The 24,600-nt window shown below is 69.9% G+C and carries 24 protein-coding genes; 8 read left to right on the forward strand and 16 right to left on the reverse strand.

Annotated features, from left to right (window positions below; all coding sequences use genetic code 11):
- Positions 1–95: 95 nt before the first annotated feature.
- From ITJ66_RS05170 to ITJ66_RS05195, 6 genes are all read left to right on the forward strand, one after another.
- Positions 96–554 carry an Asp23/Gls24 family envelope stress response protein gene (locus ITJ66_RS05170; RefSeq protein ID WP_079001390.1) on the forward strand — a complete coding sequence of 153 codons (459 nt, stop codon included), beginning with the start codon at positions 96–98 and terminating at the stop codon, positions 552–554.
- On the forward strand, positions 551–742 hold the full coding sequence (locus tag ITJ66_RS05175; RefSeq protein WP_056008790.1) for a DUF2273 domain-containing protein: 192 nt from the start codon (positions 551–553) through the stop codon (positions 740–742). The genes ITJ66_RS05170 and ITJ66_RS05175 overlap by 4 nt, the downstream gene beginning before the upstream one ends.
- The gene (locus ITJ66_RS05180; protein ID WP_192018792.1) at positions 739–1,152 is read left to right on the forward strand and encodes a hypothetical protein; all 414 of its coding nucleotides are present in this window, start codon (positions 739–741) and stop codon (positions 1,150–1,152) included. The genes ITJ66_RS05175 and ITJ66_RS05180 overlap by 4 nt, the downstream gene beginning before the upstream one ends.
- The gene (locus ITJ66_RS05185; RefSeq protein ID WP_192018791.1) at positions 1,149–1,757 is read left to right on the forward strand and encodes a DUF6286 domain-containing protein; all 609 of its coding nucleotides are present in this window, start codon (positions 1,149–1,151) and stop codon (positions 1,755–1,757) included. The genes ITJ66_RS05180 and ITJ66_RS05185 overlap by 4 nt, the downstream gene beginning before the upstream one ends.
- The gene (locus ITJ66_RS05190) at positions 1,754–2,377 is read left to right on the forward strand and encodes a hypothetical protein (RefSeq protein ID WP_192018790.1); all 624 of its coding nucleotides are present in this window, start codon (positions 1,754–1,756) and stop codon (positions 2,375–2,377) included. The genes ITJ66_RS05185 and ITJ66_RS05190 overlap by 4 nt, the downstream gene beginning before the upstream one ends.
- Positions 2,378–2,528: 151 nt before the next feature.
- Positions 2,529–2,747 carry a hypothetical protein gene (locus ITJ66_RS05195; protein ID WP_064294172.1) on the forward strand — a complete coding sequence of 73 codons (219 nt, stop codon included), beginning with the start codon at positions 2,529–2,531 and terminating at the stop codon, positions 2,745–2,747.
- A 75-nt stretch (positions 2,748–2,822) separates the two neighbouring features.
- On the opposite strand, the gene ITJ66_RS05200 is transcribed toward ITJ66_RS05195, so the two are convergent.
- The 5 genes from ITJ66_RS05200 to ITJ66_RS05220 form a co-directional block, all read right to left on the reverse strand.
- Positions 2,823–3,599 (reverse strand): amino acid ABC transporter ATP-binding protein, encoded by a 777-nt coding sequence (locus ITJ66_RS05200; RefSeq protein ID WP_274598595.1) that lies wholly within the window; start codon positions 3,597–3,599, stop codon positions 2,823–2,825.
- On the reverse strand, positions 3,596–4,567 hold the full coding sequence (locus ITJ66_RS05205; RefSeq protein ID WP_079705041.1) for an amino acid ABC transporter permease: 972 nt from the start codon (positions 4,565–4,567) through the stop codon (positions 3,596–3,598). Before ITJ66_RS05205 ends, ITJ66_RS05200 begins: the two co-directional genes overlap by 4 nt.
- A gap of 2 nt (positions 4,568–4,569) precedes the next feature.
- On the reverse strand, positions 4,570–5,463 hold the full coding sequence (locus ITJ66_RS05210) for an ABC transporter substrate-binding protein (RefSeq protein ID WP_192018789.1): 894 nt from the start codon (positions 5,461–5,463) through the stop codon (positions 4,570–4,572).
- Position 5,464: 1 nt separating this feature from the next.
- Positions 5,465–7,168 (reverse strand): amidohydrolase, encoded by a 1,704-nt coding sequence (locus ITJ66_RS05215; RefSeq protein ID WP_194643837.1) that lies wholly within the window; start codon positions 7,166–7,168, stop codon positions 5,465–5,467.
- Positions 7,169–7,382: 214 nt separating this feature from the next.
- Positions 7,383–8,240, reverse strand: coding sequence for an SDR family oxidoreductase (locus ITJ66_RS05220; protein WP_192018787.1), 858 nt, complete (start codon positions 8,238–8,240; stop codon positions 7,383–7,385).
- Positions 8,241–8,356: 116 nt separating this feature from the next.
- Here ITJ66_RS05220 and ITJ66_RS05225 point away from each other — a divergent pair, with 116 nt between their 5' ends.
- Entirely contained in the window at positions 8,357–8,728 is a 372-nt protein-coding gene (locus tag ITJ66_RS05225; protein ID WP_194643839.1) for a helix-turn-helix domain-containing protein, read from the forward strand.
- Here ITJ66_RS05225 and ITJ66_RS05230 read toward each other — a convergent pair.
- The 11 genes from ITJ66_RS05230 to gabT all read right to left on the reverse strand — a co-directional run bounded on the left by ITJ66_RS05230 (position 8,725) and on the right by gabT (position 22,818).
- A complete protein-coding gene (locus ITJ66_RS05230; protein WP_194643841.1) occupies positions 8,725–9,978 on the reverse strand; it encodes a four-carbon acid sugar kinase family protein in 1,254 nt (417 codons plus the stop codon). The two genes, ITJ66_RS05225 and ITJ66_RS05230, sit on opposite strands and share 4 nt — an antisense overlap.
- Positions 9,979–10,081: 103 nt before the next feature.
- Complete coding sequence (locus ITJ66_RS05235) at positions 10,082–10,990, reverse strand: NAD(P)-dependent oxidoreductase (protein WP_137242337.1); 909 nt, start codon at positions 10,988–10,990, stop codon at positions 10,082–10,084.
- 513 nt (positions 10,991–11,503) lie between these two features.
- On the reverse strand, positions 11,504–12,775 hold the full coding sequence (locus tag ITJ66_RS05240) for an HNH endonuclease signature motif containing protein (RefSeq protein WP_192018784.1): 1,272 nt from the start codon (positions 12,773–12,775) through the stop codon (positions 11,504–11,506).
- A gap of 675 nt (positions 12,776–13,450) precedes the next feature.
- Positions 13,451–14,158 carry a FadR/GntR family transcriptional regulator gene (locus tag ITJ66_RS05245; protein ID WP_194643843.1) on the reverse strand — a complete coding sequence of 236 codons (708 nt, stop codon included), beginning with the start codon at positions 14,156–14,158 and terminating at the stop codon, positions 13,451–13,453.
- A gap of 292 nt (positions 14,159–14,450) precedes the next feature.
- Positions 14,451–15,152: a phosphoribosylformylglycinamidine synthase subunit PurQ gene (gene purQ / locus ITJ66_RS05250; protein WP_064294181.1), complete on the reverse strand. Its 702-nt coding sequence runs from the start codon at positions 15,150–15,152 to the stop codon at positions 14,451–14,453.
- The gene (gene purS, locus ITJ66_RS05255) at positions 15,149–15,409 is read right to left on the reverse strand and encodes a phosphoribosylformylglycinamidine synthase subunit PurS (RefSeq protein ID WP_064294182.1); all 261 of its coding nucleotides are present in this window, start codon (positions 15,407–15,409) and stop codon (positions 15,149–15,151) included. The genes purQ and purS overlap by 4 nt, the downstream gene beginning before the upstream one ends.
- Before the next feature lie 105 nt (positions 15,410–15,514).
- Positions 15,515–17,092, reverse strand: a complete 1,578-nt coding sequence (locus tag ITJ66_RS05260) for an APC family permease (RefSeq protein ID WP_079705048.1) — start codon at positions 17,090–17,092, stop codon at positions 15,515–15,517.
- Positions 17,089–17,985 (reverse strand): universal stress protein, encoded by an 897-nt coding sequence (locus ITJ66_RS05265; RefSeq protein ID WP_194643845.1) that lies wholly within the window; start codon positions 17,983–17,985, stop codon positions 17,089–17,091. Before ITJ66_RS05265 ends, ITJ66_RS05260 begins: the two co-directional genes overlap by 4 nt.
- 156 nt (positions 17,986–18,141) lie before the next feature.
- Positions 18,142–19,500, reverse strand: coding sequence for an NAD(P)/FAD-dependent oxidoreductase (locus ITJ66_RS05270; protein ID WP_137242332.1), 1,359 nt, complete (start codon positions 19,498–19,500; stop codon positions 18,142–18,144).
- 284 nt (positions 19,501–19,784) lie between these two features.
- On the reverse strand, positions 19,785–21,251 hold the full coding sequence (locus ITJ66_RS05275; protein WP_194643847.1) for an NAD-dependent succinate-semialdehyde dehydrogenase: 1,467 nt from the start codon (positions 21,249–21,251) through the stop codon (positions 19,785–19,787).
- 202 nt (positions 21,252–21,453) lie between these two features.
- Entirely contained in the window at positions 21,454–22,818 is a 1,365-nt protein-coding gene (gene gabT / locus ITJ66_RS05280) for a 4-aminobutyrate--2-oxoglutarate transaminase (RefSeq protein WP_194643849.1), read from the reverse strand.
- 156 nt (positions 22,819–22,974) lie between these two features.
- On the opposite strand from gabT, the gene ITJ66_RS05285 reads away from it, so the two are divergent.
- Positions 22,975–24,570, forward strand: coding sequence for a PucR family transcriptional regulator (locus tag ITJ66_RS05285; RefSeq protein WP_194643851.1), 1,596 nt, complete (start codon positions 22,975–22,977; stop codon positions 24,568–24,570).
- The last annotated feature ends 30 nt before the right edge of the window (positions 24,571–24,600 follow it).

Below are 24,600 nucleotides of genomic sequence, written 5' to 3' on the forward strand. Positions count from 1 at the left end.
TCGAGATCGACCGTGACGATCGGTGCGATGGTTGCGTCCTATCACCAACGAAGCGATCAACCGCTCGCTCGAGACGAACCAGGAAGGGCAACACCATGTCGAACACCACCAACTCCCCGAAGCCCACCGTCACGAAGGGTGTCGTCGGCGAGAACAACGCCGCCACGCAGACGAACACCCACGGCAAGACGGTCATCGACAACGGCGTGGTCGCGAAGATCGCCGGCATCGCGGCCCGCGAGGTCCGCGGCGTGCACGCCCTCGGTGGTGGCGCAGCCCGTGCCTTCGGTGCCATCCGCGACGCCATCGGCTCCTCCGACCTGTCGCAGGGCATCCGCGTCGAGGTCGGCGAGACCCAGGTCGCCGTCGACGTCGTGATCGTCGCCGACTACCCGGTGGACCTGCAGGCCGTCGCGAGCGAGGTCCGCGCCTCCATCATCCGCGCGATCGAGCAGTTCGTCGGCATGGAGGTCACCGAGGTCAACGTGACCGTCAGCGACGTCTTCATCCCGTCCGACGACGAGGACCAGAACGCCGAGGCGCGAGTCCAGTGACCGCCACCAACACCGGCATCCTGATCGGTGCCGTCCTCGCACTCAGCTGGGTGGCCTTCGGGTTCTGGGCGTTCGTGTTCGTCGCGGTCGCGATGGGGATCGGCGCCCTCGTGGCCCGCATCGTCACCGGCCAGACCGACCTGAACGCGATCGTCGACGCCGTCCGCGGGAAGCGCGTCTCGTCATGACCACCGCCGTCCTCGACCGGGGTGTCCCCTCGGTCGCCGAAGCTCCCGTCGTGCACCCGCACGGCGGGCCGGGCCGGACGCGGATCACCGCGAAGGCCCTCGAGCACGTCGCCGTGAACATCGCGGCCGAGTCGCTCGGGGTCCCGGCGGGACGCGTGAAGGTCGAGCTCGCCGACGACCGGGGCGCACTCGCGCTCATCGTCACCTCGCCGATGCGTGCGATCCCACTGTCACGCGTCTCGGCCACCCCCGACGCGCTCCAGCGCTCCGGGGGCTCCATCGTCGAGCGCGTGTCGGCCGCCACCGGTGCCATCGCTGCTCGCGTCGAGCAGTTGTCCGGTTCGAGCGTCTCGCGCGTCTCCATCCGCGTGAGCGGACTCGAGATCGACCAGGAAGGACGGGTCTCATGACCGCCACCGCAGCCACGACCCCGGTCGCCGGTCCGACGCGGGTGCTCCGGCGCCTGGCTCGCCGCGAACTGCACTCGCCGCGCTCGACCGCTGCGATCCTCCTCGCGGTCCTGCTCGTGCTCGTCGCGCTCTGGATCGCCGTGGAGACGGTGCTCGCCCTCATCGGCGTCCGGGCGCTCCTCGTCGCCCCGGGTGAGATCCCGGGAGCCGCGGCCAGCCTGCCGACGACGCAACCCGTCATCCTCGGTGTCGCGGGGGCACTCGTGCTCCTGCTCGGGGTGGTCCTCATCGGGATCGCGCTCGGACCGGGACGTCGGCACCGCCACCTGTTGTCGACCGGGCGCGTGCTCGCGGTCGTCGACGACGAGGTCATCGCGTCGGCCCTCGCGCAGCGCGCTTCGACGACGGCTGCCACGCATCCTGACGGCACCTCCGTGGCCGTCGGCCGGCGGAGCGCCGCGATCCGGATCACCCCCGCCAGCGGCATGCCCGTCGACCGGTCCGAGGTTGACCGCGCCGTCGCCGCAGACCTCGACGCGTTCGGCCTGCAGCCGTCGCTCCGGGCGACCACCTCCATCTCGTCGAACGGGAAGGTCGGACAGTGAACTCCACCAACCGCGGACTGAACCGTCTGCTCATCCTCCTCATCGGACTCGTGTTCGTCGTGCTCGGGGCGGCGGCGCTCGCCGTCGTCACCGTGCCCGTCGTCGCCGACTGGTGGCGCGACAACCGTGCCGCCGTGCTCGACACGATCGACGGCTGGTTCGCCTGGAACCCGTTCGCCGCTGCGCCAGGCGCGGACGCCGGACAGGCGGCCCCGATCCTCGTCCCGATCGCCGGGATCGTGTTGCTCGTGCTCGTCGCGGCCCTGCTCCTCTCGTTCGTCCTGCGCCAGGGGCGTGGCCGTTCCGGCGTCGTGCATCGCGCGACCGTCGAGCACGGCGACATCGTGCTCGAGACGGACGTGGCGGCCAACGCGCTCGGCGATGCGCTCGACGACACCGAAGCGTTCTCGTCGGTCCGGGTCTCCGCCTGGGACGTGAACCGGGCGCAGGCGCTCAAGGTCGCCGTCACCTGCCGGCGCGGCGTCTCGCCCCGCACGGCGGTGGAGACCGTCAGCACGGCGGTGGAGTCGCTCGACCGCCTGCTCGGCGTCGAGCTCCCCGTCCTCGTGGAGGTCGGTGGCGGCTTCCGCGCCGCCAAGCCGAAGCGCGTCCTCCAGTGACCGTCACTGATCCGGACGTGCCGGTGCAATTGCAAGCCCCCGTCCGAATCGGCTGATCCGCAGCCGCGCGTCGCAGAATGCCAGTGTCGCGGGATGAACCATCGGGACACATCAACGCCCCACGGCGATCCGTGGGAGAGGGAGCAACACCATGGGTAAGAAGATCCTCCTCATCATCGTCGGCCTCATCGCCTTCGGTGCCTACACGCTCGGCGCGAAGGCCGGACGCACCCGGTACCGCGAGATCAAGCACGCCGCAGAAGAGTTCTGGAACGACCCTCGCGTCGAGAAGGCGCGCAAGAAGGCCGTGAAGAACGCGAAGAAGGCCACGGCGAAGGCCCAGAAGGAAGTCCAGAAGAAGCTCCACTGAGCCCCTTCGCCCGCCCGTCCTCGGGTGGAACGCCGCCCGCTCGCCCCAGTCTGGGAGAGCGGGCGGCGTTCGTGCTCACAACACCTTCGACAGGAATGCGCGTGTCCTGGCGTGCTGCGGATTGGCGAGCACCTCGCGGGGCGCTCCCGTCTCCACGACGACGCCGCCGTCCATGAACACGAGCGAGTCGGCCACCTCTCGGGCGAACCCCATCTCGTGCGTCACGACGATCATGGTCATGCCGTCCTTCGCGAGCCCCTTCATGACGTCGAGGACCTCGCCGACCAGCTCCGGATCGAGCGCCGAGGTCGGCTCGTCGAACAGCATGAGCTTCGGATCCATCGCGAGGGCCCGCGCGATCGCGACCCGCTGCTGCTGACCACCCGACAGGTGGCCGGGGTACGCAGCCGCTTTGTCGCTCAGACCGACCCGGTCCAGGAGTTCCCGGCCGCGCTGCTCGGCGACCGCTCGCCGTTGGCCCTTCACCTGCATGGGCGCCTCGATGATGTTCTCGAGCGCCGTCATGTGGGGGAACAGGTTGAACCGCTGGAACACCATGCCGATGTCGCGCCGCTGCTTCGCCGCCTCCTTGGGCTTCAACTCGTAGAGCTTGTCGCCCCGCTCGCGGTATCCGATGAGGTCCCCCTCGACGAGCAACCGTCCGCCGTCGACCCGCTCCAGGTGGTTGATGCAGCGCAGGAAGGTCGACTTGCCGGAGCCCGACGGCCCGACCAGGCACATCACCTCGCCACGTCGCACCGTCAGGGAGATGTCCTTGAGCACCGTGTTCGAGCCGAAGGACTTCACCACGCCCTCGGCGCGGACCATGTCGGTCGTGTCCGTGATCGTCATCGTCGTTCTCCGCTCTCGCCGTCGGCGGGGCTCTGTTTCGCGCGCGCCTCCGCCTCCTGGACCTGGATGGCCTCGGTCGTGACCGGTGCCCCCGCGTCGATCCGGGTGAGCCCGCGCGCGAACCGCTTCTCCAGGAAGTACTGACCCACCATCAGGATCGAGGTGAACAGCAGGTACCAGAGCGACGCGACGATGAGCAACGGGATCGGGTTGAACGTCTCGGACGAGATGTCCCGCGACCTCGTGTAGAGCTCCTGCGTGAACGGGACGGCCGTCACGAGCGAGGTGGTCTTGAGCATCGAGATCACCTCGTTGCCGGTCGGCGGGATGATGATCCGCATCGACTGCGGCAGGATGACCCGCCGCATCGTCTGCGCCCAGCTCATCCCGAGCGCCGTCGACGCCTCCTCCTGTCCGCGGTCCACTGACAGCAGACCGGCGCGCACGATCTCCGACATGTAGGCGGCCTCGTTGAGTGCCAGCCCGATGACGGCGATCCAGAAGGTGTTCAGCGCAGCGTCCGTCGGCAGCTGTGCGATCGGCGGGAGGAACGGCAGGCCGATGTTGAGCGTCGGGTAGATCGTCGCGAGCAGGCCCCAGAAGACCAGCTGCACGTAGACCGGCGTCCCGCGGAACAGCCAGACGAAGCCCCATGCGATGGCCTTGAGCACCGGATTCGGTGACAGTCGCATGATCGCGAGCACGACGCCGAGGACGATGGCGCCGATCATCGAGTACACCGTCAGCTGCAGCGTGATGAGCGCTGCCATGGTGATCCGCCGGTCGAAGACGTACTTGCCGACGGCCGGCCAGTCGTACGCCGGTCGCGTCGCCGCGTCGACCACGAAGGCGACGAGCAAGAGCACGATGATGACGGCGAACACGTTCCGCCAGGGATGGCGGAGCTTGACGACCTTCAACGGCACCGGGGGCGCGGACGCCGTTCCGGTGGTTCTGGAGTCGCTCACGGTCAGCTCGTCGCGCCGTTGATGTCGATCTTGTCGATGGCGCCGGACTCGACGCCCCACTTGCTCAGGATCGAGCCGTAGGTGCCGTCGTCCATGAGGGACTGCAGGGCGGCCTGGAGGGCCTTGCCGAGGTCGCCGCGGTCCTTCGCGATCGGCATGCCGTAGAGGAACGTGGAGTAGACGTCGCCGGAGAGTTCGAGCTTCCCGTCGCTCTGCTGCACGGCGTACTGCACGACCGGGGAGTCGGCGGTCATCGCGTCGGCGCGGCCGAGCGTGACCGCTGCCGTCGCCTCGTCCTGCGTGTCGTAGCCGAGGGCCTCGATCGCGGGCTTGCCGGCGTCCGTGCAGGCCTGCGACTTGGCGGGGACGTCGTCGAGGGCCTCCGTCGTGCCGTTCTGGACGGCGACCTTCAGCCCACAGGCGTTGTCGGGGTCGACGGACTTGCCCGCGAGGGTCGCCCACTGGATCCCGGCCGTGAAGTAGTCGACCATGTCGACCTGCTGCTGGCGCTCCTTGGTGTCGAAGAAGGACGACAGCCCGACGTCGTACTTGCCACCGGTGATGCTCGGGATGATGTTGTCGAACTTCGCCACCTGGTAGTCGGTGGTGAGGCCGAGCTTGCCGGCCATCGCGTCGGCGAGCTCGATCTCCCACCCGATCGGGTCGCCGTTCGCGTCCTTGAACTCGTTGGGCGCGTAGGTCGCGTCGGTGCCGAGGATGAGCTTGCCGGCCTGACGGATGTCGTCGGGGAGCAGGGCCTCGGCGGCCTTGTCTACGGTCACCGCGGCCGCTGAGCCGGTGGCGTCCGGTGTGGCGACCTCGTTGTTGACGCAGCCGGTGAGCAGCAGCGCGGCGGCGGCCGTGAGTGCGGCCGGGAGCAGGTATCGGTTCTTCATGTCAGGTTCCTTGCTCGGTTGATGTGGTGGTGGAGGTGAAGACGCGGCGTCCGGCGATCCAGGTCCCGACGGTCCTGGTGTGCGCGATCTCGGTGGTGGGGCCGGCGAACGGGTCACGATCGACGAGGACGAGGTCTGCGACGGCGCCGACCTCGATCACTCCGGTGTCGTCGCGGTGGTCGATCCGGTTGGACCCGTGCGTGTACGCGCCGATCGCCGCTCCGAGCGTCAGCGACTGGCCGGGGTTCAGTGGTTCGGGGTGGTGGTCGGGATCGTCGGCCGGGAGCGTCCGGTTGACGGCCACATGCAGGGCCTGCCACGGGTCGGGGGTCGTGACGGGCCAGTCCGATCCGGCGCAGAGCAGGGTGCCGAGTCGTGCCGCATCGCCGAACGGATACTGCCAGGAGGCGCGTTCGTCGCCGAGCAGGGGCAGGTTCAGCTCGAGCATCTGAGGCTCCCACGTGGCCCAGAGCGCCTGCATGTTCATCGTGACGCCGAGTCGGGCGAACCGCGGCAGGTCGTCGGGATGGACGATCTGCACGTGCGCGATGTGATGCCGGTTGTCGCTCTCGCCGTTGCGCTCCCGCGCTGCCTCCAGGGCGTCGAGGCACTCGCGGACCGCCCGGTCGCCGATCGCGTGGAAGTGGACCTGGAACCCCGCGGCGTCGAGTCTCGTGACCGCCTCGATGAGGATGGCGGGCTCCAGGAAGGAGATGCCGTGCTCGGGCGCGGTGTCACCGCAGTGGCAGGTGCGGAGGTAGGGGTCGATCATCGCCGCGGTGCGGTTCTCGGGGATGCCGTCCTGCATGATCTTGACGGTGCCCGCGGTGAAGCGCCCGGTCGTCGTCCCGAGGGCTGCGGCGCGGCGTGCGATCGCGGCGCGGCGTGCAACGAGGTCGTCGATCTGCTCGAGTCCACGATCCCGGTCCCACCAGAGCGCCCCCACGACGTCGCTGGTGAGCGACCCGTCCGCCATCGCCTGCAGGTAGGCGTCGCTCGTGTCGGTGTGGCTGCCATAGTCGCCGACGATCGCGTCCTGCCAGCCGGTGACGCCGAAGCTGTGGAGGGTCTGCTGGGCTGCGACGAGGGCGGCCGCGACGTCCTCGTCGGTGTCGACGGGGACGAACCGGGACACGAGCGAGCGGGCACCCTCGTGGAGCATGCCGTTCGGGGTGCCGTTCGCGTCCCGCTCGATCCGGCCGTCGGCGGGGTCCGGTGTGGTGTGGTCGATGCCGGCGAGACGGAGTGCCTCGGTGTTCACCCAGGCTCCGTGGTGGTCGCGGTTCTGGAGGAAGACGGGCCGGTCCGGCACCACTCGGTCGAGGTCCGCGGCGAGCGGGGTGCCGCCGGGGAAGGCGGCCTGTTGCCAGCCGCCGCCGACGATCCACGGGCGCTCGGGGTGGGCCTCGGCGTAGGCGGCGATCGTGGCGAGGTACCCCTCGGGTGTGCGCTCGGCCGACAGGTCGCACGCGAGCTGTTCGAGTCCGGCCTCGACGGGGTGGACGTGCGCGTCGACGAAGCCGGGGAGCAGGAGACCGCCTCGGAGGTCCACGATCTCGGTGTCGGGACCGATCGCCGCGTGTGCATCGGCGTCGAGGGCGACGATCCGGCCGTCGGAGACGGCGACGGCTCCGGTCTGCGGCGTGAGCAGGGCGTTCCGGAAGACGGTGCCTCCGGTGAAGACCGTGTCCGCGTTGCTCGTCATATCACCTGCTCGAAGCGTCGGTGGTGCCGTCTGGCCGGCGCGTCATCCTCGGCGCGCTAGCGGTATCGAGAGCATAACCCGGATCGAGGTGACGGATTCGTGCGTCTGATCGCGTTTCTGCAACGGAATCCTTCAGTCGGAGCCTCAGCGCACGCGAACGGGCCCGAAGCAAGCGCTCCGGGCCCGGCTGATTGCAGGAGGTGTGGACGGCGGCTCAGGCGACGAGCGTGCGCAGCCCGTCGACCAGGGGCGTCGTCGGACGCCCGATGAGGCGACCGAGGTCGCCGCTCGTGTCGGCGAGGAGCCCGTCACGGGTGTTGCCGTCGAGGGCGACGACGAATCCCGCGGTGCCCTCGTCGAGACCGGCGGCCAGCAGCGCCTTCAGGTGGTCCTCAGGGGAGAGGTCCTGGTACACGACCTCGCGGCCGACGACCTCGCCGATCGCCTGCGCCAGCTCGGGGTGCGACCACGCGACGTCGCCGGCGAGCTCGTAGGCCTTGCCCTCGTGGCCCTCGGTGGTGAGGACGACGGCGGCCGCCTCCGCGTAGTCGGTGCGCGACGCGCTCGACACGAGACCGTCGCCGACGCTCCCGACGAACGATCCGGTCGCCTTGGCCTGGTCGACGGACTGGCCGTAGTTCTCGGTGTACCAGCCGTTGCGGAGGATGGTGAACGGGAGGCCGGACGCGTGGATGAGCTCCTCGGTCGCCTTGTGCTCGGGGGCGAGGATCAGCGGGGAGGTGTCGGCCCGGAGCGCGCTCGTGTAGACGAGGCGGGCGACGCCGGCGCGCTTGGCGGCGTCGATGACCGCGGCGTGCTGGGCGACGCGCTGGCCGACCTCGCTGCTGGAGACGAGCAGGACCGTGTCGCCGGACTCGAGGGCGGCGTCGAGGGTGGCCGGGTCGGCGAAGTCGACCTTCGCGGTGCGGACGCCCTGTGCGGCGAGATCGGCGAGCGCCTCGGTCCGGCGGCCGGTGGCGACGATGGTGGCGGGGTCGGTGCCGCGGGCGAGCAGGTGCTCGACGACGAGGTGGCCGAGCTGGCCGGTGGCTCCGGTGACGACGAGAGACATGTGAGGGTCCTTTCGATGGGGTTCGCTGAGGAGGAACCCGCTTCCGATCACATTACTTCCCGATCTGCAGTACCCACTTTGAGGTAAGCTACTGTCCGATAAGTAAGGAATGAGTCATGACAAGCGTAGACACGCAGCTGGGAAGACGCCCCGGATTCACCGACGGCATCCTGCCTGCCGCCTGCCCCTCGCGCACGGTGCTCGACCACGTGACCAGCAAGTGGGGCGTCCTCGTCCTCCTGGCGCTGTCCGACGGCACTCATCGCTGGGGTGAGCTGCGACGCGTGGTCCAGGGCATCAGCGAGAAGATGCTGGCCCAGACGCTCCGCACGCTCGAGGAGGACGGAATCGTCGTCCGCGTCGCGCACCCCGAGATCCCGCCCCGTGTCGAGTACAGCCTGAGCGACCGGGGTCGCGACCTCAACGAGCACCTGATGCCCTTGATGGCGTGGATCGACCACAACGCGTCGGAGATCCTCGGGCGCTAGGCGGTCCGGCCGAGCGCTGCAAGGACGTCCACGAGCGTCGACGGGTCGCCGACGTTCCCCGGGACGACCACGTAGAGCTTCTCCTCGTCCTCGGGTGTCACCACGCTCCACACCGAGACCCCTGGCAGCACCTGCCCGAGGACGCGTGCGCGCCTGGCACCGAGTCCGACCCGGGCGACCTCGGCGGAGGTGATGCCGCCCTTCGACACGACGACCTCCACCGATCGTCGGAGCGCAGCGGTCGCCGACGTCAGTGCGATCATCACCCGCTCGCCGTGGTCGAGCGTGTTGTGCGTGGCGTCCCGTTCCCGCTCGGACGAGATCGCGGCGAACCCCGTCGCGGTGAGTCTCGCTCGACCGGCCTCCGCCACGGCCCGCCCAGTGGCGACGGCATCCTGGAGGGCGTCGCTCGTGGGGACGATCTCGGCGGGGCCGAACGCCGCCTCGACGGGCGCGAGCTGTCGCGTCGCACCGATGGTGTGGGAGCCGCAGACGAGGAGCGCGGCGACCGGCTTCGCGACGAGCGGCGAGGGGAGGAGGCCGTCGCTCTCGACGCCCGCGATGGCCGCAGCGAGGGGTGACGCAGATCGGACGACCACGTCGGCTCCATCGGCCCAGGCCGCCGTGATGGCCTGCGCGATGATCCGGACGTCGTCTCCCGTCTCCGCGTCCGGAAGGAGCACCGTTCCGGGAGCGGCGTCACGGAGCGCTGCACGGAACTCGGCGGCGCCGTCGCGGAGACCCGCCAGGCCGAAGTGGGCGGCCTCCCGCCCGGACTGTTCGCGCACGTAGTCCGGCAGATGTCCCGAGCGGAACGGGAACACGGGGTCCTGGGCGTACTCCGTCTCGTGGGCCGGCAGTGTCTCGTCACCGATCCGGACGTAGTGGGTGCCGTCGATCGTCGTGCGCCCGCCCTCCGGGAAGGCCGGGACGAACACGATGACGCTGCGGTCCCCGGTGAAGACGGCGGTCTCGGGGAACACGTGCCCGCGCAGGGTCGAGTCGCCTCGGAGGACGACGTGGATGCGTTCTCCGAGACGACGGCCGGCCGCCGCCGCCTGCTCGCGGGTGCGTTCCAGGAGCGCGACGGCCTCGTCCTCCGGGACGGCGCGGGTGTTCGTGAGCAGGTAGACCGCGTCGGCTCGGCCGAGGGCCTGCTCGATGAGGTCGGCGTCCCATTCCAGGAGGACGTCGACGCCGGAGGCCGACTGCGTGCCGGTGGGGTCGTCGTCGAGGATGAGGGTCTTCATGCGTTGGTCCCCTGGGTGGTGGAACGTGCGGCTCCGAGGGGCTGGGGCGTCATGCGTGGGGCTCCTGGGCGGTGCGACGTGCCGTCGTCGAGGATGAGGGTCTTCATGCGTTGGTCTCCTGGCGGGGGTGGCCGGCATCCTGGTAGGTCTCGATCACTCGGGAGTCGTCGCGTGCGCCGAGGCCGGACGCCGCAGCGGCGAGGAAGCGTTCGCGCGCCGCATCGAGGACGGGGGTAGCGGCTCCGGCGGCGCTCGCCGCATCGGCGACGAGGCCGGTGTCCTTGACGAAGATGTCGACGCGGCTCATCACCGGGGCATCGGTGTCCTGCAGCATGCGGGGTCCTCGGTCCGACAGCATCCAGGATGCGGCCGCACCGGACTCGACGAGGGGGAGGACGGCCGCCGGATCGAGGCCGAGCGAGGACGCGAGGGCGAGGGCTTCGGCGGCAGCGGCGATGTGCACCGCGCAGAGGTGCTGGTTGACGACCTTGATCGCCTGGCCGTCGCCGATGGCTTCGCCGACGATCCTGGCGGTGCCGAGAGCGGCGAGCGGCTCCGTTGCGGCCGCGGTGGCGGCGGGGGATCCGGAAACGAACATGGTGAGCTCGCCAGTGCTGGCGCGTGCCACGCCGCCGGTGACCGGGGCGTCGACCACCGCTGCGCCCGCGGCTTCGAGACGGGCGGCCTGCTCGACGACGGAGGCGGGGCCGACGGTACTCATGATGATCCAGGTCTGGCCGGCGGGATCAGTGTCGGCGAGGGCGAGGGTGACGAGTTCGGCGAGCTGGTCGGGCGTCGCGACCATGACCACGACGGTGTCGGCCTGCGGTGCCTCGGTGATCGACTCGACCGCGCTGATGCCTGCGGCGGCCGCGCGTTCCCGTGCGGCGGGGAAGGGGTCGACGCCCGTGACCCGGTGGCCGGCCGCGGCGAGCTGGGTGGCCATCGGCAGGCCGATCGCGCCGATGCCGACGAAGGTGATGGTGTGTGCGGGCTGTGGCGTCGATGCCATGGCGTCCTCCGGGGGATTGGTTGGACCAATCGTAACCGCGGATGTCGACGCGGGCAAGCGCCCGGTGGTGGGTGCCCGGTCGCTCGTCGAGAGGCCCAGGGACCGCGGTATTCGGGGCAGGCCTCTTCCGGTCACTGAGCTTGTCGAAGTGCCCAGGAGGCACCCTTCGACACGTCGCCAGGCTCAGTGCGGCGCAGCTCAGAGATCGAGGGTGATTCGGGCGACGCTAGCCCGATGACCGAGGTGGCGCGGCTCGGCTGCCCTTCGACAGGCTCAGGGACCGAAAGCGTGCGAGCACAGTCCAGCCCGGTCACTGAGCTTGTCGAAGTGCCCACGGGGACTCTTCATCGTTCCAGGCACACCTCTCCCGGTCACTGAGCTTGTCGAAGTGCCCACGAGGAACCCTTCGACTGGCTCGGGTACCGAATCGGTTCCGGGTACACCTCTCCCGGTCACTGAGCTTGTCGAAGTGCCCACGAAGAACCCTTCGACAGGCTCAGGGACCGGCGGGGGTTAGAACGGTGCGGGGTCCGGTTCGGTCCGGTGGTGTTTCCCGTCAGGTGTCGTCCACTCGAGTACCCCGCCCGGCTGGTGGTCGAGGTTCCAGCCGGGGAGGTGCTTCATCCGGTGGTGATGTCGACAGAGGCAGGCGAGATTCCCGACATCTGTCGTCCCGCCGTCGTCCCAGGCGACCGAATGATCGAGGTCACATGCTCTGGCGCGCCTGCCGCAGCCCGGTGCCCGACATGTGCCGTCCCGGAGGCGCACGGCCCGTTGCAGGTCGGCCGGAACGCGGTACTGGCCCCGCCCGACCGACAAGATCGTGCCGGTCTCGGGTTGGACGAGTATCCGGGTGAAGCTGGGTGCGTTCACTGCGATACGTGCAGCGGTCTCGGGGTCGATAGGACCGTAGCCATCGAGCATGCCGGGTGCGTCGGAGACTCCGGCCATCGTGAGCGCCGGGACCGTGATCTGCACGGTTGGCTTGATGTGCTCCTGCACCTCGATCGGGTGCGGAAGGACCGAGCTCGAAATCACGTCTTCCGGCGTGACGCCGGTGAGCGCGAGCGCCGCCAGGGCGTCCGCCTGCAGCTGGGCGCACGTGCGAGTGTCACCCGCATTGCGCGACTCCGCTGCCGCGGCCTCGACGCGCTCGATGATGCCCTGCGCGATGGGTGCCGTCGTAAACAAGTGCACCCACGCCATGCCGTCGGCTGCGGGCTCGAACTCCACCCGGCGGTCGGCCTCTGAGCGGACCGCGCGGGCGGTGATGGATTCCGGGTGGAGGCGCTCGCGCAGGACGCGGGCGCGCCTGCGGAGGTTCGCGTTGGTGGACTCTTCCGCAACCGGCAGGACCTCAGCGAGGAACACCGCCCGCCCTGCGGTCGGCACATCACTGAGTTGATCGATGATCGTCTGCGCGTGCCGCGCCGAGATGCGGCCGGCTTCGAGCGAGGCCAGCACGGCCGGTGCGTCGTTGACGAGCCGTTCCGCGTCGTTCGTCGCCCGCTGAACGGTCAGCTCGGGGGTGCGCGTCGCCATCGCGAGGGCTGCGCAGGTCGATCGGCGGGAGAGCGCCTGCCGTTCAGCCGGCGGGAAGATCGCCGGAACCGTGACGTCTGCGAAGGCGTCCGCGTAAGCGGCAGAGCGAGCAAGCAGCCTGGCCTCCTCGGCGTCCAAAGCAGCACGCCGCCGCTGGATGTCCGCGTAATGGTCCGAGAACTCCGCAAGGTGCGCGGCGTACTCGTCGCTCGCGCGGATCGCGGCGGAGGTGGTCTCGGTCATGGAACCAGTCCACCATGGACCACTGACATTCCAGATGCTGAGTCGGCCCGGTTGTGGAAGTGTCCCCGTGGGCCGTTCGACAGGCTCAGGGAGCGGAGGAGGCATGCCGGATTCGCGGGGTTCTCCCGTGGGCCCTTCGACAGGCTCAGGGAGCGGAGGAGACATGCCGGATTCGCGGGGTTCTCCCGTGGGCCCTTCGACAGGCTCAGGGAGCGGAGGAGGCATGCCGGATTCGCGGGGTTCTCCCGTGGGCCCTTCGACAGGCTCAGGGAGCGGAGGAGACATGCCGGATTCGCGGGGTTCTCCCGTGGGCCCTTCGACAGGCTCAGGGAGCGGAGGAGACATGCTGGATTCGCGGGGTTCTCCCGTGGGCCCTTCGACAAGCTCAGGGACCGGAGGGGGTCCCTCGGAGACCGGAGTGAGTGCGGGTGCACCTCTTCCGGTCACTGAGCTTGTCAAAGTGCTATGAGTGCCCTTCGACAGGCTCAGGGACCGGAGAGGGTTGCTCAGGGACCGGAGAGGGTTGCTCAGGGACCGGAGGGGGTTGCTCTGGGTCCGGAAGGAATCCGCGTGCATCTCTTCCGGTCACTGAGCTTGTCGAAGTGCCAACGAGTGCCCTTCGACAGACTCAGGGATCGGTTGAGGTTGCCCGAACGGCGTGGCGGCCGCGAAGCGTCAGCTCGCGCCGTCGTCGGCTTCGAGCTGCAACCAGTCCTCGAAGTGCTGGCGCATCGCGCGTCGGGCGGCCTCGGCGTCTCGAGCTGCCAGGGCGTCGACGACGGCGTAGTGCACGCTGTCGGTCCGCCGGACGCCTCGCTCGTCCGGCTGCTCCACCTCGATCGCGCGGAGTCGACGCTGCCGGATCGTCTCGCGCAGCACGTGACTGAAGCCCTCGTGCATGAGTCGGAAGATCGGGTCGTCGACGATGGCGTTCAGTCGGCTGTGGAAGTCGACGTCGGCCTCGAGCGCCGCATCGTGATCCCCGGCGAGCGTCGCGGCGATCATGCGATCGACGTCGTCGCGCAGCACCGCGACCGCTTCGTCGGTGACGAGACCGGCCGCCGCCTCGGCGACGGTCTCCTCCAGCATCATGCGCGACCGGGCGAACTGGCCGTCGGACAGGTAGCCCAGCTGACGGGAGATGGTGAACCAACTGCGGACGAAGTCGTCGCCAGGAGCGTCGATGGAGGTGCCCCGACCCTGAGTGCGGTGGAGGAAGCCGAGCCGTTCGAGGACCGCGAGCTGTTCGCGAAGGGCACCGCGGCTCATCTGCAGTGCCTCGCCGAGTTCGCGTTCCGGCGGCAGGCGCCGCGCGGTGGTGCCGGGCTCCGGCGTGGCCAGTTCGACGAGCCTCGCCACGAGCGCTTCGAGCGGCTCCGCCATACTGCCCCCTCGATTGGTCCGACCAGTGTCGATGGTAGCCGGTGGTGCGGGCCGCCCTTCGACAAGCTCAGGGACCGGGTGGGGGCTCTGGGACGGGGGTGCGGCTCTGGGACCGGGGTGCGGCTCTGGGACCGGGGTGCGGCCCTGGGACCGGGGTGCGGCTCAGGGACCGGATTGAGGCTCAGGGACCGGGGCGACGCTCAGGGACCTGGGCGTCGCTGCGGGATCCATCCACCGACGCAACACGCCCGTCCCGACGGATCGGGACGGGCGTGGAAACGACGTAAGTTTGCTAGACCGCCTGGAGCGCCTGCACGGCGCTCGTGAAGAAGGCGAGACCGTCGACACCGGAGCGCATGGCGAGCGGGGTGTCGGGACCGAAGCCCGGCTCGATCGCGTGCTCGGGGTGCGGCATGAGCCCGACGACGTTGCCAGCGGGGTTCGTGAGGCCGGCGATGTCGTCGAGCGAACCGTTCGGGTTCACGCCCGCGTAGCGGAATGCGACCAGGCCCTCACCCTCGACACGTGCCAGGGTCTCGGCGTCGGCGATGTAGCCGCCGTCGGCGTTCTTGAGCGGGATGGTGATCTCCTGCCCCTTCGAGAACTGGTGGGTCCAGGCGGTGTCGGCGTTCTCGACCGTGAGCAGCTGGTCGCGGCGGATGAACTGCTGGTGGGCGTTCCGGATGAGGCCGCCGGGCAGCAGGTGCGCCTCGACGAGCATCTGGAAGCCGTTGCAGATCCCGAGGATCGGCATGCCCTTGCCAGCGGCGTCCTTCAGCTCGGTCATGATCGGCGAGACCGCGGCGATCGCGCCGGCTCGGAGGTAGTCGCCGTAGCTGAAGCCACCCGGCAGGATGACAGCGTCGACACCCTGGAGGTCGTGGTCGCCGTGCCAGAGCGCGACGGGCTCGGCACCCGCCATGCGGACCGCGCGCTGGGCGTCGCGGTCGTCGAGCGAACCGGGGAAGGTGATGACACCGATACGGGTCGTCATGCCTCGGAGCCCTCGGGGTAGTGGATGGCCACGACGTCCTCGATCACGGCGTTCGAGAGGATGTCGTCGGCGATCTGCTGCACCGTGGCGCGCGTGGCGTCGGTGATGGGGCCGTCGACCGTGAGCTCGAAGCGCTTGCCGATGCGGACATCGGTGAACTCGCTCTTGCCGAGACGCGCGAGGGCGCCGGCGACGGCCTTGCCCTGGGGGTCCAGCAGTTCGGCTTTCGGCATGACTTCTACGACGATGGTCGGCACGGAGGTCTCTTTCGTTGCGACGCGGCGGGGATGCGAACAGTCTAGCGCCGAGCGCACGACGCCCGTCCGACGGCGGTGCGTCGGACGGGCGTCGAGGTCATCGGGTCATTCGGGGAGGGCGGCGTCCGCTTCGTTCGCGTCGCCGGCGATGCCGCGGGCGAGCGTCTTGTTGCGGAAGAAGTCCGGTCGGAGCTTCGCCTGGATGAGCATGATGACGATGCCCGCCACGATGATGATCATGCCGAGGATGAACACGAGCCCGACACCGCCGATGTTCGAGCCGCTGCCGTAGTCGGGGTCCGCGCTCTCGATGATCGTGGTGAAGAAGAGCACGCCCAGGATGAGACCGCCGACGAGCGGGGAGAAGAACTGGAAGAAGAAGTTCCGTGCGCTCGAGAACCACTGCTTCCGGAAGTACCAGACGCACGCGAACGCCGTCAGGCCGTAGTAGAAGCAGATCATCATGCCGAGGGTCGTGATCGTGTCCCAGAGCACGTCCTCGGAGATGAAGCGCATGACCGCGTAGAACACCGACGCGACGACACTCGAGACGATCGTCGCGTAGCCGGGCGTGAAGAACTTCGGGTGCACCTTCGAGAACTTCGGCGACAGCGCGCCGTAGTGCCCCATCGCGAGCAGGGTCCGCGCGGGGGAGACGAACGTCGACTGCAGCGAGGCGGCCGAGGAGGACAGCACCGCGATCGACACGAGGATCGCGAGCGGACCGAGGATGGGCCCCGCGAGCGAGAAGAACACGTTGCCCTGGATGTCCTCGTTGCCGAGCCCGAACTCGCCGTCGCCGACGCCCGCGTAGTTGATGAGCGCGACCGACAGGAACAGGTAGAGGACGACGATGATGACGACCGTGGCCGTGGCGGCCTTGCCGGGCGTCGAGCTCGACCCCTTCGTCTCCTCGCTCATCGTCAGCGTGACGTCCCAACCCCAGAAGATGAAGATGGAGAGCGAGAGGCCTGCGGCGAAGGCGCTGAACGAGCCGACGGCGAACGGGTTGAACCAGTCCAGCGAGATCGGGAGGGCGTCGAACGCGTCACCGCCCGCGACGTGCGCGAAGGCGACGATGCCGAACAGCACCATCACGAGCAACTGGAAGCCCACGAGCACGTACTGCAGCTTCTGCGTCGTCTGCATGTCGCGGTAGGAGATGAGCGTCGCCCCGAGCATGAACGCCAGACAGGTGATGACATTGATGAACGGGTTCGACGTGAGGCCGGCGATGTCGGGGTTCTGGAAGATCTGCGACAGCATCAGGTAGAAGAAGTCGACCGCGATGCCCGCGAGGTTCGAGAGCACGACGATGGTCGCGGCGATGAGGCCCCAACCGGCCATCCAGCCGACCCACGGGCCGAACGCACGCGTCGCCCAGGTGAACGAGGTGCCGGAGTCCGGCATGCGGCTGTTGAGCTCCCGGTAGCCGAAGGCGACGAGCAGCATCGGGATGAAGCCGACGAGGAAGATGGCCGGCACGTGGGTGCCGACCTCCGCGACGGTCGGACCGAGGGCACCGGTCAGGGTGTACGCCGGGGCGATGCACGAGATGCCGATGACGATCGCGCCGACGAGGCCGACGGTGCCGGCGCCGAGGCCCTTCTTGGAGAGGGCGCCCGTCGCGGTCGTCTCGGGGTGGGCGACGTCGCGCGGGGGAGTGGTTTCGGGAGGAGTCATGTCGGGTCTCCGAGGGTCAGCACGGAGTCGCGGGGCACGACCACCATGGGTACGGGGAGCTCCCGCAGCATCTTCGCTGCCGTGGAGCCGAGGAAGAGGTGCTTCGGGGTGGCGAGTCGGCTGGAACCGACGAGCACGATCTCCGCGGGCTTCCACTCGAGGTGCGAGACGGCGTCCTCGATGCGGGTGCCCGAGGCGATCTCGGTGGTCACGTCGATGTCCTTCGGCAGGTGCTCGGTCGCGTAGGCGAGGACTTCCGCCGCGTGCGACTCGGCCCGGGCGGTCGCTTCGGGGTGCTCGGCGCCCTCCGGCTGGTCGAGTGCGACGAGCGAGACCAGGCGGAGCGGGATGACCGCGTTCTTGGCGACGACGATGGCCGCGTCGAGCAGCTGGTGCGCGCCTGACCGGGTGCCGATAGCGCAGGTGATCCGGCTGACCGTGCCGCCGGTGGGCTGCGCGTCGAGGAGGTCGCGGCTACCGACCGGAGCGAGGGCGACCGGGACGACCGCCGAGTGCAGGAGTGTGTTCGCGACGCTGCCGAGCGTGAACCGCCCGAGGAGGCCGCCGCGCGCCGCACCGATGATGATGAGCCCGCCCTCGAGGATGCGGGAAGCTTCCAGGAGGCCCTCCGCGAACGACTCGTCGTATACGAGGTGCGTCTTGGCCGTGATGTCGGCGGGGACCGCGTCGAGCGCCTCGGCGAGCCAGCGTTCCGCCGTCTCACGGAGGAACCGCTCGTAGCCGGGATCGGCCGGGGTGATCGTCGGGCGTTCCTCGTTCGCGAGCACGAGGACGATGTCGAGCCGGGCGCCGGTGGTCCGAGCGATCCGGATGCCGAGCGCGAGCGCGTCGCGTCCCGCCGGCGTATCGGTGTAGCCAACGATGTATCTCATCTGGTGTTCGCTTTCGATCGGGTGCGCCCTTCGACAAGCTCAGGGACCGGGACCAGGATGCACGGCGGTGTGCGGGTGTTTCGTTGGTGCAGGGTATCGACGGGGGTGGGCGCTCGACAAGGGCGGGGAGCGGAGTGGGCCCCGCTCCCCGGATCGCTACGCCTGGTGGCGGGCGATGATCGCCTCCGCGGTGTCGGCTCCCTTGCGGATCGCGCCGTCCACGTGCTGGTAGCCCTCGGCGGCGAGGTCGCTCGTCGACCAGAAGATCGGACCGACCGGCGTCGACTGCATGGCGCCGTAGCGCGAGAGGCCACCGAGGTCGAAGCTCGCCGCGTACGCGCCGCGCGTCCACTCTTCGCTGCCCCAGTCGCTCTCGTAGTAGACAACCGGCGAGAGGGCCTGCTCGCCGTAGTAGTGGGACAGCGAGGTGAGGATCCGCTCGCGACGCTCCTCGGCGCTCAGCTTGAAGACCTCGTCGGCGCGCTCGTCCGAGACGAACCCGACGAGCGTGCCGCGCGGGTCCTCGTGGTTCGTGTTGTCGTAGGCCTCGTGGACGAGCTCGTACGGGCTGAACGCGGTGGCCGAGAGGCCGTCCTCGCGCCAGAACGGCGTCTCGTACACGGCGTGGACCTTGATGACGAGCCCGAGCGACATGTGCTGGTGCATCTGGTGGCTGAGGCGCGGCAGCGGCGGCTGGAAGTCGATGCGGGAGTAGAGGTTCGGCGGGACGGCGACGATCGCGTACCGCGCGTTGACCGTGACGCTGTCCGCCTCGGCCGAGACGCCGGCGTCGGACCACTCGAGGCGACGCACGGGCGAGGACAGGTGGACGTCGTCGCCGAGGGCCTCGGCGAGCTTGATCGGAACCTGCTGCAGGCCGCCGACGACGCGCTTGTCGAGGATGAAGTCGGCCTCGACGAGGTGGGTGAAGCTGCCGGCGGACGCCGCCATGAGGAGCGCCTGCAGGAGCGAGAAGGAGTGGGAGGGCTTCGTGAGCATCGCGGCGGCGATGAAGAGGGCGATGTTGTCGCGCGCCTCGACGTCGTCCGTCTGCTCGGCGAGCCAGGCGCTCCACGAGATGCGGTCGTACTCCTTCGCCCGGGCGTGCGCCCACGGCTCGGTGACGCCGACCTCCTCCACGAGCTCGTCGAGCAGGGTGATGAGTCGCTCCATCTCGGCTGCGGTCGACTCGGCGACGGGGAAGATGTCGCCAGTGAAGCGGGTGCGCACGCCCTCGGCATTGACGTAGACGCTGTCGCCCTCGCGGTAGCGGGAGTAGGTGTCGAGCCCGAGCTCCTCGAGCGTGGCGAGCAGGGCGGTCTGGTCGGGGGAGACCCACTGGCCGCCCAGCTCGAGCATGGCTCCGTCGATGTGGTTCGTCCAGAGGCGACCACCGACGCGGTCGCGCGCCTCGAGGACGGCGACGGACAGGCCCGCCGCGCGGAGCTTGGTGGCGGCCGTGAGCCCGGAGGCCCCGGCGCCGATGATGACGACGTCGCGTTCGATAGCGCTCATGAGGTGTCTTCCTGTTCGTGGCCCTTCGACAAGCTCAGGGACCGGGGTGGTGCTCGGGGGCCGGGGTGGTGCTGTGGGTGCCGGGTGGTGCTCGGGGGCCGGGTGGGGCTGTGGGTGCCGGGTGGTGCTCTGGACTGGGATGGTACTCGGGTGTCGGCTGGTGCTCGGGACCGGCGCCGATAGTCGAGTATGGCGGATCCGGCGGTCGGATGGAACCGAGGATGGCGAGGTCGCCGGTCGTATCGGCGATCGGCGACGGTTTCCGTTGTGCCGACCGAGGCGGGTCAGCCGATGGGCGTCATGGTGTACTTCGTGTACAGGTACTCGTGGATGCCCTCGAGTCCGCCTTCGCGTCCGATGCCCGACTGCTTGACACCACCGAACGGTGCTGCGGCGTTCGAGATGACGCCGACGTTGAGGCCCATCATGCCGGTCTGCAGACGGCCGATCATGCGCTGTCCGCGGGCGAGGTCGGTGGTGAACACGTAGGAGACGAGCCCGTACTCGGTGTCGTTCGCGAGCCGCACGGCCTCGTCCTCGTCGTCGAACGGCACGATCGCGAGGACCGGGCCGAAGATCTCCTCGCGGAGGATGTCGGACCCCGGCACGACCCCGGTGACGACCGTCGGCTGGAAGAAGGTGCCTGGTCCGTCGACGGCCTCGCCGCCGGTGAGGACCTCGGCGCCGCGCTCGACGGCGTCGCCCACGAGCGTCTTCGCCTTCGTGACCGCGCGGTCGTCGATGAGCGGGCCGATCGTCACGCCGTCCTCGGTGCCACGACCGATGCGGAACGCGTTGACCTTGTCGGTGACGCGCTTCGCGAACTCGTCCGCGACGTCGCGGTGGACGATGAAGCGGTTCGCCGCCGTGCACGCCTGTCCGATGTTGCGGAACTTGGCGGCCATCGCGCCCTCCACGGCCTTGTCGAGGTCGGCGTCCTCGAACACGACGAACGGGGCGTTGCCGCCGAGCTCCATCGAGGTGCGGAGGACGTTCTTCGCGGACTGCTCGATGAGCTTCTGACCGACGGCGGTCGAACCCGTGAAGCTCAGTTTGCGGAGCCGCGGGTCGGCGATGATCGGGCCGGAGACCGCGGAGGAGCTGGAGGTGGTGATGACGTTCACGACGCCGGCGGGGAGCCCGGCGTCCTCGAGCAGCTTCACGAAGTACAGGGTCGTGAGCGGCGTGAGCTCGGCGGGCTTGACGACGACCGTGCAGCCGGCGGCGAGCGCCGGGGCGATCTTGCGGGTCGCCATCGCGAGGGGGAAGTTCCACGGGGTGATGAGGAAGCACGGACCGACGGGGTGCTGCGAGACGGTCATCATGCCGGTGCCCTCGGGGTTCGACCCGTAGCGTCCGGAGATGCGGACGGCCTCCTCGGAGAACCAGCGGAGGAACTCACCGCCGTAGGTGACCTCGCCGTTCGCCTCGGCGAGGGGCTTGCCCATCTCGAGCGTCATGAGGAGGGCGAACTCCTCGCGGCGCTCCTGGAGGAGGTCGAAGGCCTTCCGGAGGATGTTGGAGCGGGTGCGGGGAGCGGTCGCCGCCCACTCGTCCTGTGCTGCGACCGCGGCGTCGAGGGCCGCCGTGCCGTCGGCGATCGAGGCGTCCGCGATCGTCTTGATGACGTCGCCGGTGGACGGGTCGCTCACGTCGAGCGTCGCGCCCTCCGTCGCGTCGCGCCAGACGCCTCCGATGAACAGGCCGTTCGGGACCTTGGCGAGCAGATCGGTTTCACGTGCGTCGGTCATGGGTGGAGCTCCTTGGTGGTGTCGGTGCCGTCGGTCACAGTGTTTCAGCGTGCATGCCCCTCGACAAGCTCGGGGACGATCACATCGGTCCCTGAGCTTGTCGAAGGGCGGGGGCCGCCTCGGTCCCCGCCCTTCGACAGGCGGTTCCTGAGCTTGTCGAAGGGCGGCCCTTCGACAAGCTCAGGAAGCGGCGGGCGGGGCGTCAGTTCGCGGCGAGCGCCTCGAGGACGACGTCGAGTCCTTCGTCGAGTAGCTCGAGGGGGATGGTCAGCGGTGGGAGGAAGCGGACCACGTTGCCGTAGGTGCCGCAGGTGAGGACGATGACCCCGGCCTGGTGGGCGGCCTTCGCGACGCGTGCTGTGAGGGCGGCGTCGGGCTCGCCGGTGGCTGGGTCGACGAACTCGACCGCCATCATGGCGCCGCGCCCGCGGATGTCGCCGATGCGGGGGTCGGAGGCCTGCGCCGCGGTGAAGTGGTCGACGACGCGGGTCTCGATCGCCCGGGCCGAGGCTGCGAGGTCCTCCTCCTCGTACGCTTCGATCGCCGCAAGGGCGGCGACACAGGCGAGTGGGTTGCCGCCGTAGGTGCCGCCGAGGCCGCCGGCGTGCGGGGCGTCCATGATCTCCGCGCGTCCGGTGACGGCGGAGAGTGGCAGGCCGCCGGCGATGCCCTTGGCGGTGATGATGAGGTCGGGCACGATGTCGAAGTGCTCGGATGCGAACATCGCACCCGTGCGGGCGAAGCCGGTCTGCACCTCGTCGGCGATGAAGACGACGTCGTTCGCGCGGGCCCAGTCGAGCAGGGCCGGCAGGAAGCCGTCCGCCGGGACGATGAAGCCGCCCTCGCCCTGGATGGGTTCGATGATGATCGCCGCGAGGTTGTCGGCGCCGATCTGCTTCTCGATCTGGGTGATCGCGCGCTGCGCCGCCTCGGCGCCGGTGAGCCCGCCGTCGCGGAAGGGGTAGGACAGCGGTGCGCGATACACCTCGGAGGCGAAGGGGCCGAAGCCGCTCTTGTACGGCATGGACTTGGCGGTGAGGGCCATGGTCAGATTCGTGCGGCCGTGGTACGCGTGGTCGAAGGCGACGACCGCCTGCTTCTTCGTGTGGCTGCGGGCGATCTTCACCGCGTTCTCGACCGCTTCGGCGCCCGAGTTGAACAGCGCCGTGCGCTTGGTGTGGTCGCCGGGGGTGAGGCGGTTGAGCGCCTCGGCGACCTCGACGTAGGAGTCGTAGGGGGTGATGGTGAAGCAGGTGTGGGTGAACTCCTGCAGCTGTCGGGTGACGGCCTCCACGACGCGCGGGTTGCTGTTGCCCACGCCGGTCACGGCGATGCCGGACCCGAGGTCGATCAGGGAGTTGCCGTCGACGTCGACGAGGACGCCACCACCCGCGCCGGCCGCGAAGACCGGCATCGTCGTGCCGACGCCGGACGCGACCGCAGCGTGCTTCCGGGCCATGAGTTCCTCGGAGATCGGTCCGGGGATGGCGGTGACGAGGCGACGTTCCTGTGGGAGCGAGGGTCCGCCGAGGATGGAGGGCGCGGGGGCTGCGGTGCTGCTCGTCATCGGTACTCCTTCGGCTGCCGCGTCCGGCGGGGGCGCCGAGGTCGTCCGCGAGCAGTGCACCCAGGCTAGGCAGCGGTTCGCGTCGAGGCAGTCGACAGTCTGTCCATTCGAAGTGCATTGGTTGGACGATCCGGCATCCGTGCGTAGACTCACGCCATGGCACCGACGCTGCAGGACCTCCTCGACCACCGTGCGCTCGGCCTGAAGCTCGTGGTGGCCGGGACCGAGGGCGCGCTCGACCGGCAGGTCGCCTGGGTCTCCGGATCCGACCTCCCGGACCCCACGCCGTTCCTCCTCGCCGACCAGGTGCTGCTCACGACGGGCACGCAGTTCGGGACCGCGGTGTCGACGACGCAGGTCGAGGCGTACGTCGCCCGCCTCGCCGACGCCGGTGTCGCCGGACTGGGGTTCGGCACCGAGGTGATCACGGCCGGGACGCCGCCGGAACTCGCCGAGGCCTGCGCGGCGCACGGGATGCCGCTCATCGAGGTCCCGTACCGCACGCCGTTCATCGCCGTCATCCGGTACGCGGCCGACCTCCTCACCGAGGCGGCGCGGGCGAGGGACGCCTGGGCCCTGGGAGCCCAGCGCGCCATCGCGTTCGCCGCACTCCGACCCGACGCGACGGCCGCCGTCGTCACCGAACTCGCGCGGTCCCTCGGTGCCTGGGTCGTGCTCTTCGACGCGCATGCGACACCGGTGGCGATCGCGGGCGACGGGCCCACCGCCGGTCCCGAGACCGAGCGCCTCCTGGAGCGGGTGGCCGGCGAGGCCACCATGCTCCTGAGCCGCGGACAGCGGTCGGGGGCGACGCTCGCGAGCCGCACCCGCACGGTCTCGCTGCAGACCCTCGGTCGGCGCGGGGACCTCCGGGGCGTGCTCGCCATCGCCGGGACCGACGGCCCATTGGACGCCGCGGCCCAGAGCGTCGTGACCTCCGTCGTCGCCATCGCCGGGCTCACCCTCGAGCAGGGCGGCGCGCTCGGACGGGCGGGGCGCTCGCTGCGCACCGGTGTCTGGCAGCTGCTCCGCGCCGGACAGACCACTGCGGCGCGCGAGGTCGCCGATCAGCTCGGTACGCCGTTGCCGACCGGAGCGGTTCGTGTCGGCGTCTGCTCCGGGCCGACCGAAGGGCGCGAGGCGCTCCTCACCGAGCTGGAACGGGCCGAGACGCTCAGCCCGGGCTCGCTCTTCGTCGCCGAGCAGGACGGACGGCCTGTCCTGCTCCTCGCAGCGGCCGAGGGGGACACCGAGACGGACGTCGACCGGGCGGTCGAGGCGGTGATCGCGGCGGCCCCCGCTCGGCGGCTCGGCCTCTCCCGATCCCTCGCGCTCGCTGATCTGACGACCGGGATCGAGCAGGCGGTCTCCGCACACGAGCACGCCGTCTCCGCCGGCGAGGCCGTCGTACAGTTCGGGGCGCTCGCCGCGGCGGGGATGGCCGGGTTGCTCGACCCCTTGCGTGCCGCCGCCGTGGCCGAGGAACTGCTCGAGCCCGTGCTCCGCGTCGACCGCGAGGAGGGCTCCGACCTCGTGCCGAGCCTGCGCGGCTGGCTCGAGGCGAATGGTCAGTGGGAGCCCGCAGCACGGCGACTCGGGATCCATCGACACACGCTCCGCAACCGCATCACCCGGGTGGAGCAGGTGCTCGGGCGACCGCTCGACACCTTCGCCGCTCGGGCCGAACTCTGGCTCGCACTGGTCAGCCTGTCGGACGGCGATGCGTTGCGTTCGCGCGCGGCCGTTCTGTAGCCTCGACCGCACGGCGCGCGTGTGCTCCGT

The organism is Plantibacter sp. VKM Ac-2885, assembly GCF_015351205.1.
GTDB classification, from domain to species: Bacteria; Actinomycetota; Actinomycetes; order Actinomycetales; family Microbacteriaceae; genus Plantibacter; species Plantibacter auratus.

Coding starts and splice junctions, on each gene's coding strand:
- ITJ66_RS05170 (WP_079001390.1), top strand. CDS start 96: ATGTCGAACACCACCAACTCCCCGAAGCCCACCGTCACGAAGGGTGTC.
- ITJ66_RS05180 (WP_192018792.1), top strand. CDS start 739: ATGACCACCGCCGTCCTCGACCGGGGTGTCCCCTCGGTCGCCGAAGCT.
- ITJ66_RS05185 (WP_192018791.1), top strand. CDS start 1,149: ATGACCGCCACCGCAGCCACGACCCCGGTCGCCGGTCCGACGCGGGTG.
- ITJ66_RS05195 (WP_064294172.1), top strand. CDS start 2,529: ATGGGTAAGAAGATCCTCCTCATCATCGTCGGCCTCATCGCCTTCGGT.
- ITJ66_RS05200 (WP_274598595.1), bottom strand. CDS start 3,599: ATGACGATCACGGACACGACCGACATGGTCCGCGCCGAGGGCGTGGTG.
- ITJ66_RS05210 (WP_192018789.1), bottom strand. CDS start 5,463: ATGAAGAACCGATACCTGCTCCCGGCCGCACTCACGGCCGCCGCCGCG.
- ITJ66_RS05215 (WP_194643837.1), bottom strand. CDS start 7,168: ATGACGAGCAACGCGGACACGGTCTTCACCGGAGGCACCGTCTTCCGG.
- ITJ66_RS05220 (WP_192018787.1), bottom strand. CDS start 8,240: ATGTCTCTCGTCGTCACCGGAGCCACCGGCCAGCTCGGCCACCTCGTC.
- ITJ66_RS05225 (WP_194643839.1), top strand. CDS start 8,357: ATGACAAGCGTAGACACGCAGCTGGGAAGACGCCCCGGATTCACCGAC.
- ITJ66_RS05230 (WP_194643841.1), bottom strand. CDS start 9,978: ATGAAGACCCTCATCCTCGACGACGACCCCACCGGCACGCAGTCGGCC.
- ITJ66_RS05235 (WP_137242337.1), bottom strand. CDS start 10,990: ATGGCATCGACGCCACAGCCCGCACACACCATCACCTTCGTCGGCATC.
- ITJ66_RS05240 (WP_192018784.1), bottom strand. CDS start 12,775: ATGACCGAGACCACCTCCGCCGCGATCCGCGCGAGCGACGAGTACGCC.
- ITJ66_RS05245 (WP_194643843.1), bottom strand. CDS start 14,158: ATGGCGGAGCCGCTCGAAGCGCTCGTGGCGAGGCTCGTCGAACTGGCC.
- purQ (WP_064294181.1), bottom strand. CDS start 15,152: ATGACGACCCGTATCGGTGTCATCACCTTCCCCGGTTCGCTCGACGAC.
- ITJ66_RS05260 (WP_079705048.1), bottom strand. CDS start 17,092: ATGACTCCTCCCGAAACCACTCCCCCGCGCGACGTCGCCCACCCCGAG.
- ITJ66_RS05265 (WP_194643845.1), bottom strand. CDS start 17,985: ATGAGATACATCGTTGGCTACACCGATACGCCGGCGGGACGCGACGCG.
- ITJ66_RS05270 (WP_137242332.1), bottom strand. CDS start 19,500: ATGAGCGCTATCGAACGCGACGTCGTCATCATCGGCGCCGGGGCCTCC.
- ITJ66_RS05275 (WP_194643847.1), bottom strand. CDS start 21,251: ATGACCGACGCACGTGAAACCGATCTGCTCGCCAAGGTCCCGAACGGC.
- gabT (WP_194643849.1), bottom strand. CDS start 22,818: ATGACGAGCAGCACCGCAGCCCCCGCGCCCTCCATCCTCGGCGGACCC.
- ITJ66_RS05285 (WP_194643851.1), top strand. CDS start 22,975: ATGGCACCGACGCTGCAGGACCTCCTCGACCACCGTGCGCTCGGCCTG.